8 protein-coding genes are annotated in these 5,686 nt (G+C 59.3%); 4 read left to right on the top strand and 4 right to left on the bottom strand.

Annotated elements, in window-relative coordinates:
* Window positions 1-578, bottom strand: a 578-nt coding sequence (locus tag ACH2EH_RS06115) for a carbohydrate kinase family protein (protein ID WP_395139932.1), incomplete at its 3' end; no start/stop codon positions are given.
* A gap of 208 nt (window positions 579-786) precedes the next feature.
* Complete coding sequence (locus ACH2EH_RS06120) at window positions 787-2,835, bottom strand: glycoside hydrolase family 127 protein (protein ID WP_395139933.1); 2,049 nt, start codon at window positions 2,833-2,835, stop codon at window positions 787-789.
* 38 nt (window positions 2,836-2,873) lie between these two features.
* On the opposite strand from ACH2EH_RS06120, the gene pyrE reads away from it, so the two are divergent.
* On the top strand, window positions 2,874-3,452 hold the full coding sequence (gene pyrE, locus ACH2EH_RS06125; protein WP_395139935.1) for an orotate phosphoribosyltransferase: 579 nt from the start codon (window positions 2,874-2,876) through the stop codon (window positions 3,450-3,452).
* Here pyrE and ACH2EH_RS06130 read toward each other — a convergent pair.
* Both ACH2EH_RS06130 and ACH2EH_RS06135 read right to left on the bottom strand, forming a co-directional pair.
* Window positions 3,435-4,433, bottom strand: a complete 999-nt coding sequence (locus ACH2EH_RS06130; protein ID WP_395139937.1) for a Gfo/Idh/MocA family protein — start codon at window positions 4,431-4,433, stop codon at window positions 3,435-3,437. The two genes, pyrE and ACH2EH_RS06130, sit on opposite strands and share 18 nt — an antisense overlap.
* Before the next feature lie 123 nt (window positions 4,434-4,556).
* The gene (locus ACH2EH_RS06135; protein ID WP_395139939.1) at window positions 4,557-4,934 is read right to left on the bottom strand and encodes a hypothetical protein; all 378 of its coding nucleotides are present in this window, start codon (window positions 4,932-4,934) and stop codon (window positions 4,557-4,559) included.
* Window positions 4,935-4,996: 62 nt separating this feature from the next.
* On the opposite strand from ACH2EH_RS06135, the gene ACH2EH_RS06140 reads away from it, so the two are divergent.
* From ACH2EH_RS06140 to ACH2EH_RS06150, 3 genes are all read left to right on the top strand, one after another.
* Window positions 4,997-5,218 carry an element excision factor XisH family protein gene (locus ACH2EH_RS06140; RefSeq protein ID WP_395139941.1) on the top strand — a complete coding sequence of 74 codons (222 nt, stop codon included), beginning with the start codon at window positions 4,997-4,999 and terminating at the stop codon, window positions 5,216-5,218.
* On the top strand, window positions 5,206-5,541 hold the full coding sequence (locus tag ACH2EH_RS06145; protein ID WP_395139943.1) for a XisI protein: 336 nt from the start codon (window positions 5,206-5,208) through the stop codon (window positions 5,539-5,541). Before ACH2EH_RS06140 ends, ACH2EH_RS06145 begins: the two co-directional genes overlap by 13 nt.
* A partial coding sequence (locus ACH2EH_RS06150) for a response regulator (RefSeq protein WP_395139945.1) occupies window positions 5,538-5,686 on the top strand: 149 nt, incomplete at its 3' end. The genes ACH2EH_RS06145 and ACH2EH_RS06150, both read left to right, overlap by 4 nt.

The following is a 5,686-nucleotide window of genomic DNA, read 5'->3' on the forward strand; positions in this document are numbered from 1 at the left end:
TCCACCGACGGCACGAACCAATCGAGGTGGGGTAGTGCCGGAGCCAAGCCAACCCAGCCGGCGGAGCGTGGGTTCATGACGGTATCGAGCAAGGTCACCATCCCACGTTTTTGCGCCTCCGCGAGCACCACAGCCACTCCCTCACCCTCTAGCCCGGTGAGAAGCTGCAAACCCGCAACATGGAAAAAACGGGCTCCTCCCAGTGCCCCCCAGTCTACATCCTCGGATTTGAGAGTCGCATTTGCCCCTGCCACATGCAAAAACGAGCGCTCGGCATCGGAGTGAACCGTCACCAACGAGACGGAGGTCGGGGCGTGTGGGTCCGTGGCGACAGCGCACGTGTCCACTCCCAGTCTTGCCAGCCCCTCTGCCAGAAACGCTCCAAAGCTATCATCGCCCACTTTCCCAACCAGCTTCACGGGCAGGCCTAGCTTTGCCAACACGGCGGCGGAGTTGGCGGCGTTGCCTCCAATGTGCAGCTCCATCCGCTCGATCAGCTCCAGCGTCCCCCGTCTTGGCAGTGCATCCACCGGCTTCGCCACCACATCGGCCACCAGCACTCCCAAACAAACGATCATAGTCTCACTCCACCAAACAGATCACCCCGATAGATCGCCTCGATGAACCGGGGCGTCTTATTGTCCTCGTTCCTCGGACACAAAGGCCGCAAGCGGCCATACCGAGTTGACTCGGCTCGGTATGGCCCGGAGGGACTTCGTGTCGGCGAAGCCGTCAAAAAGATGCCCCCGTTCATGGGGGCGGTATGCGAGGGGCGGTTTAAGCGGTTTACTCCACGCTCAGCTCACCACAGGAGCTGAACGCCTGCTGGGGACTGTCGCCGCTCGCGGGCTTGCCGACCACGCGCAGGCCCATAAACGTTATGGGGGCAGCGAGTGACAAAACAAATGCCTGGCCCTCGCGCAGCCCCTGAGAGTTCGTCGAGGTTGTCGCCGGGTAGCTCGCCAGCTCCCCGATCTTCTCCCAGGGGCCATCTTTGGTGCGCTGAATCTCTAGCCACGGCTTACCCGGCAATTCCGACACGTCGAACCAGCCGCCATCGTGGTAGCTGCGCCCGTGGCAGAACGTGAGCTTGGTTGCTGTTTTGGGCTTGGCAAAGCTCAGGCTGAACCAGTCCAGCTTCGGTTTAGAGCCGTCAAAAGTCACCACAATGCTCTTTGGGTCGCCGTCGCAGATGGAGCCATCAGCGTTCCCGAGGCGGCTGCGGTCTTCCTCGGTCTCGCTTATCGGCCCCCCCGTCCAGACCTGATACTTCTCGCCTTTCGCACCCGCCTCCGCAAATAGCACCTCTTGACCGTTCTGTGCAGCCAGCACAAACGGCCCGAGAGTTTTGGCGGTGCAGCCCGTGTTAGTGAACGTGCCGATGATGGTACGTGGCTGGAAATCCAGTGTCCAGTCGAATGTATCTCCGCTCTTCCAGGTGCGTGAGCGGACGGCAAGTGCTGCAAACTGTCGCCCTTGCAAAAGCCGCGCGCCCGTCGCCTTGGAGTTCCCCCACGACGGAACGCGAATAGCCATCGCAAAGGCCACCGGGCGCTCTGGTTCTAGAGTCAGGCCAATCTTACCGGGCTTGGGAAAGGGACTTTGCTGAACCACGCGCACGCGCACCCCGTTGAGCATGACAGTCGCCTCGAAGCTATCCACGGTGGTGATGATCAGCTCCTTCGTATCCTGACAAGTGAAACAGACACTCTGGGGGGCGAGGGCCATGCCGCGTGGGCCGGAGCTGACACAGCAGTTGATGCCGGGGCCGTAGGGCTTGGTGCCCTCCAGCGCCGTGTAGTAGCACCACTGGGCACCGTCGGGGCGCTGCGCAGCGGCGAGATGATTGTACTGGGAGCGCTCGATCTGCTCGGCGTACTTGCCGTGGCCCAGGAGCCGCAGGAGCTGCCAGTTGAGCTGGAGCCAAGTCACCGTCACACACGTCTCCCCGATACTGCTCTTTGGGGTATTAGGCAGAGAATGGTCGTCGTGGAAGTGCTCGCCGTAGCTCATCGAGCCCGTGACGTAGAGCTGGTTGGCAACAATATCCTCCCACGCACGCTCCGGCCCCACTAAGTAGCGCTTCTCGCCGGTCTCGCGGTAGAGTTCGCACAGCCCCACCAGATTCGAGAGCATCTCGTAGGCTTTCCCGTTGGCGGTCTTATTGACCTTCCCGAGGTTCGTGAGAGTCGAGAGGACTTTAGGGCCACGCGGCTCCTCCCATGCCACATCAACGATATAGCGGCAGAAGTCCAGATACTTAGCCCTCTTGGTGGCGCGGGCAAGAAGCACCATCGGCTCTAAAATGCTGGTCGCGGCCATGCCCATATGGGTCCCAGCGCTGTTAATACTCCTCTGGCCCGGCTGTGTCCCAAACGTGGCGCAGAGCAAGTCCCCCATGCGCTGGCAGCAGGCGAGCGCGGCGGCATCTTTGGTGTAGTGCCAGTACGTCAAGAGGCCCAGCAGACAGTATTTATGGCTCCAGACATCCCAGTCCGCGCCAGGAAAGAGCCCGAAACGCTTCTCTTTGACATAGGTGCCTAGATACCCATCGGGCTCCTGACAGGCGATCAGCTCGCGCACGGCCCCGGCAATTTTGGCTTTTAGCTTTGTATCGCCAGTGTTCTGCCACGCCAGTGTGGAGGCGTGCAGCCACTTGCCAATATGCTCCCCAATCCAGGGGTGGCTCCCAGGGCGCTGTTTAAAACCTGCCAGAAGCGGCACCAGATCTACAGTGAGGAGCCGAGTGGCTTCATTGACAGCAACCCGCTTGCCCAGCCAGCCAGTGAGCTTCACCTGCGAGGGCTCCAGTGGTTCAAAGACATCCTTGATCATACCGAAAAGTATACCGCCCCGCGGGTATACTCCGGGGCATGACCGATGCCGATGTTCTTGAGATTTTCACGGAGAGTGGGGCGCTACTGACGGGGCACTTTGTGCTTACCAGTGGCCGTCACTCCGACACGTACTTTGAGAAGTTCCATGTCCTGCGCTACCCACCGCATGTTGCAGCGCTCTGCAAGGTGCTCGCCGAGCGCTGCGCCGCCACCAAGCCCGATGTGGTGCTCGGGCCAACGACGCTAGGAATTCTTCTGGCGTATGAAGTGGCAAAGCAGCTCGGGGTTCCGGCGGCGTACGGCGAGAAAGGCCCCGATGGCAAGCGGATGCTACGCCGCTCGGAACACTTAACCGCCGGTCAGCGGGTGCTGGTCGTGGACGATGTGCTGACCACGGGCGGCTCGATCCGTGAGTGCAGGGAGCTGGTGGAAAGCATCGGCGCCACTCTCTGTGGGGTCGGTGTGGTGGTGGACCGCAGTGGTGGGACACTAGACTTTGGCGCTCCACTGGCGGCGACACTCTCGATGAACGTAGTGAGCTACGCGGAAGACCAAATCCCGGATTGGCTCGCTGCCATACCCATCACGCGCCCCGGCTCAACCGGTAAGAAGTAGGGGAAATTCTTTCTGGACCTCTATGGGTCGCTTTTGCGTAATCGAGCGGCGCAGGGCGGCCTCGAACTGTAGCTCCTCCAGCCCGGCCAGCCCTGGCACGGGCGGGGGAGTGCTCTGGCGAATGGAATCCAAATAGGCCGTCAGCGACTTCTCAAACGATCCCCTGTACTGATCCCAGCGCGAGTGGTTCCCAATCAGCCCGTGCGATTCTTTGTAGCGCATCGCGTGATCGTAGATCTCTAGCGGCCCGTCGAGATCGCTAAAGTGTAGGCTCCCGCGCTCGAAGTGAAAGTGTAGCTCGTAGAGCGAGTGGTCGAACTTGGTGCCGCTGGTGCCCAGAATCGTGCCCGTTGCGCCACTCTCCAGCCGAAACGCCGCGCTGACGTCCACCGTGCCTTGATACGAGGTCACTCCCGCGAGAGCCGAAATCTCCTCCGCTCGCCCTCCAAAAAGATTCAACAGATCAATGCAGTGGCTCCAGCAGGCATAGTTCACCAGGAGCGATGCCTGGGTGAGCTTTCCAAAATCGCGCTCACGCAGAATTCTTAGTGCACGTTGCGTCTGCTCGAAAAATCGGTAATTGAAGACCATCGCCGTCTCCGTGCCGAGTGAATGGGATCTTTGGAGCAGCGTTCGGGCTTTGACAAAATCTTCCTCGCTCACGTTAGCCTGGCCGTTTTGCGCAACCAGCGGCTTCTCAAAAAATAGCCGCCGGGGCGTAAACTTACTCTCTAGCAGCGCCTGAATGGCCGCAAAGCGCTGCGTCTCGTGGGTGAGCACCAGCACTGCATCGGGCGTGTCGGCGAGCAGCGCCTCGATGGTGTCAACGGCGCGGCCCCCAAACTCTTGGGCGCAGGCTTCCGCTTTGGAGAGGGTCCGGGAGAAGTAGCTCAGCGAGACATCCGCTTGTTTTGACAGATACGGCAAGTAGTTGCTCCGGGCGACCTTCCCCGTACCCACGATGGCAATTGTAAGAGACATAGGCGACTTTACCACAAAAAATAAGAGCCTCAATCAAATACGCGGAGCCGCATCGGAGAGGATATTTCTGGAGTGAAGCCGTTCCCGGCTGGGGATTTCTCACTCCCCAGCCCGGTCCGTACGTTAATCCACGCGTTTGAATCGGTAGTACTTATGCCCCTTAGACGTCACCAAACGGCGCTCGTAACGGTGGCCATCGCGGTAGAAGTACGTTCTTGAAAACAGGCTTGCTCGAGTACGGGCCGCCTTATCCTGGCTTTTGCGGTCTTTTTCGTAGCGATCCAAGGAGTAAAGTGCCCCCGCTGCTCCCACAAACGAGAGCGTAGGATCGTGCTTGATCAGACCAAACGCCGTCAGCCCGCCCGCCAAAGCAGCGAGATTGCGCCAGTCGTTCTTCGCCTCCTGCCGTTTGTCTTGGGCCAGTGTCGCGCCGGGAAACGCTCCAAGAAGCGTGATCGCGGCCAGTGCGCCGCCCAGTAGCCGTGTTGTCTTTGTTTGCATACACCCCGTATGCGGGGAATCCCCCCCCGGTTCCAGGCTATTTGGACGATACAATAGGAGCAATGGCAAGAGACCTTTACCACGCCCTGATCCGTCGGGCACTGGAATCCGATGGCTGGCTCATCACGCACGATCCGCTGACTCTTAAATACGGAGAGCAGACGAACCTCTACGTGGATTTAGGGGCGGAAGCGCCAGAAGGGCGCGATCTGGCGAGCGAGTTTCAGCTTCACTTTATTCTCTACGATACCGAAACCGAAAGGATCGTCCGATGGATCGAGTAGACGAGCTACGGCAGATTATAAAAGCGGTGGTTCGGAAGTACGCTGCGTTCACTCCTAACTACGGCGAAATCGAAGTGGATACGGTCTTTGACGATACCGGCGGGCACTATCAGCTCTGGAATATCGGCTGGCAGAACAAGCGCCGCATTCATGGATGCGTACTCAACGTCACGCTCAAAGAAGGCAAGATCTGGGTTCAACACGATGGTATCGAAGACGGTGTCACAAATGATCTGCTGGAAGCCGGGGTCAAACAAGAAGAGATCGTCCTCGCGTTCTTTCTGCCGTCTGAGCGCAAGCACCTACCGTTTGCCGTCGCATGAAAACCATCCTTGTCGCCGACGACGAGCCCCATATCCGCCGCCTGATTCAGGTCAATCTGGAGCGAGCCGGGTATCGCGTCGTTAGTGTAGAAAATGGAAAACATGCTCTTGAGCGACTTCAGCAAGGCAGGATTAATCTCCTAGT

The sequence above is a fragment of the Armatimonas sp. genome, assembly GCF_043760365.1.
In the GTDB taxonomy this organism is placed as follows: Bacteria; Armatimonadota; Armatimonadia; order Armatimonadales; family Armatimonadaceae; genus Armatimonas.

What these genes read in the sequence shown, in the direction of transcription:
- ACH2EH_RS06130 (WP_395139937.1), bottom strand. Translation starts at nt 4,433, where the DNA reads ATGTCTCTTACAATTGCCATCGTGGGTACGGGGAAGGTCGCCCGGAGC.
- ACH2EH_RS06135 (WP_395139939.1), bottom strand. Translation starts at nt 4,934, where the DNA reads ATGCAAACAAAGACAACACGGCTACTGGGCGGCGCACTGGCCGCGATC.
- ACH2EH_RS06120 (WP_395139933.1), bottom strand. Translation starts at nt 2,835, where the DNA reads ATGATCAAGGATGTCTTTGAACCACTGGAGCCCTCGCAGGTGAAGCTC.
- ACH2EH_RS06140 (WP_395139941.1), top strand. Translation starts at nt 4,997, where the DNA reads ATGGCAAGAGACCTTTACCACGCCCTGATCCGTCGGGCACTGGAATCC.
- ACH2EH_RS06145 (WP_395139943.1), top strand. Translation starts at nt 5,206, where the DNA reads ATGGATCGAGTAGACGAGCTACGGCAGATTATAAAAGCGGTGGTTCGG.
- pyrE (WP_395139935.1), top strand. Translation starts at nt 2,874, where the DNA reads ATGACCGATGCCGATGTTCTTGAGATTTTCACGGAGAGTGGGGCGCTA.